Origin of the sequence: Xylanivirga thermophila (assembly GCF_004138105.1) — a bacterium.
Lineage (GTDB): Bacteria > Bacillota > Clostridia > Caldicoprobacterales > Xylanivirgaceae > Xylanivirga > Xylanivirga thermophila.
The window spans coordinates 1-1772 of sequence record NZ_RXHQ01000073.1 but is presented as its reverse complement, the minus strand read 5'-3'; the positions used below and the strand labels follow the sequence as shown (position 1 = coordinate 1772).

Sequence of the window (1772 nt, the reverse complement as noted above, 5' to 3'; positions counted from 1 at the left end):
GTTACTACTCAGGCATTGACATCTTAGGGTAGTAGATTATTGGAAATATCTGATTGATGCAATTTATCCCCAAGATGCATTATAATTATAGCATACATAAATAATGGGTGGTAATTGTAATGAACGATAAAGAAATTGTTGAAATATATAATAAAGGCATCGATGCTGTTATTACACTCGTAAAAAGTATGGACGATAAGCTTGTAGTTCTTAGTCAAGAGTTGTTGGATCTCAATGAGGAATTGGTGGATCTCAATCAAGAGTTACTAGAGCTTAAACAAGGAAACCAAAAACTTAATGCTAGGATTACTATACTGGAAGCCCAAATTAATAAAAATAGTGGCAATAGCAGCAAGCCGCCATCATCTGATGGGTTGAAGAAGAAGCCTAAAAACAACCGTAAAAAGAGTGGTAAATCGACAGGTGGTCAGCCTGGCCATGAGGGAAAGACACTTGAAAAGGTCAACAATCCGGATAAGATTGTTGATATAAAGCCTAAACAATGCGAATGTGGTCACAGCTTAATAGATGTCGAGGGAACTGTCCAAACTAGGCAAGTATTCGATATACCTGTGATAAAAATAGATGTTACCGAATACAAAACCCATACGTTAGAGTGCCCGGGCTGTGGGAAGATTCATAAGACACAATTTCCCGAAGGAGTAAATCAGCCTGTTCAGTACGGTCAGAACTTACAGGGGCTCATAACATATCTGACCAACTATCAATTAATTCCCCTTGAAAGGGCCGCTGAATTAATCAGAGATCTTACAGGTCAAGATATTAGCCAAGGCACTTTTGTTAATATCAATAAGCGTCTTGAAAAGAATCTAGAAGAATTTGAGAATGCGGTAATAGATCAGCTTGTAGGCGCAGAAGTAGTACACTTTGATGAAACTGGTATGCGCTGTGATAAGAAGACAAAGTGGGTTCATAGTGCTTCAACGGATAAGCTTACCTACTATGCTATTCATGATAAAAGAGGTACTGATGCTAGTGAGGATATTGGAATACTTCCAAAGTTTCAGGGTACAGCAGTACATGACCATTGGAAGCCCTATTATACCTATACGGACTGTACCCATGCCGAATGCAATGCCCATCATCTAAGGAACCTAAAAGGCATTTACGAAAATTATGGCCATGAATGGGCAAAGGAAATGTCAGAGCTCCTAGTTAAAATTAAGGAACACGTGGAAAGTCTGAAGGAGCAAGGTATGGACTCTATGCCTACAAATGATATCGAAGCATATATGGAAAGATATGGTGATATCATCACTAGGGGCAAGGAAGAGAACGCCTTAAAAAACGGGGATCTCGTATCAGAAAAGACGGGTAAGCCTAAAAAAGGTGAGGCTCTTAACCTTCTAGAGAAGCTTGAGAAATTCAATCTTGAAACCCTCGCATTTATGCTAGATTTCAACATTCCTTTCGACAACAATCTTGCTGAAAGAGATATCAGAATGGTGAAGCTAAGACAGAAAATCTCAGGTTGCTTTCGCGGAGATGAAGGTGCGAAGATGTTCTGCAGAACCCGAAGCTATATCTCAACATGCAGAAAAAACGGCCTGAAAGTGTTGGAATCGCTAGCAAATGCGATAAAAGGAGCGCCCTTTATTCCCCAGAGTTCTCTTTAATATTCAATTGTTAGAAGTGAGGGATATCGGCGATATCCCTTTATTAAAGTTACTCTTTTTTAATAATATGAAGGTCAATGATCATGGTTACATATTAGCACAGGGCGACTTCAATGGGAATGCCTGAGTAGTAAC

The 1772-nt window shown here is 39.3% G+C and carries 1 protein-coding gene; it reads left to right on the top strand.

Annotation, left to right across the window (positions count from 1 at the left end; all coding sequences use genetic code 11):
- The first annotated feature begins 119 nt into the window (after window positions 1–119).
- Window positions 120–1637, top strand: coding sequence for an IS66 family transposase (gene tnpC / locus EJN67_RS13900; protein ID WP_129725022.1), 1518 nt, complete (start codon window positions 120–122; stop codon window positions 1635–1637).
- The last annotated feature ends 135 nt before the right edge of the window (window positions 1638–1772 follow it).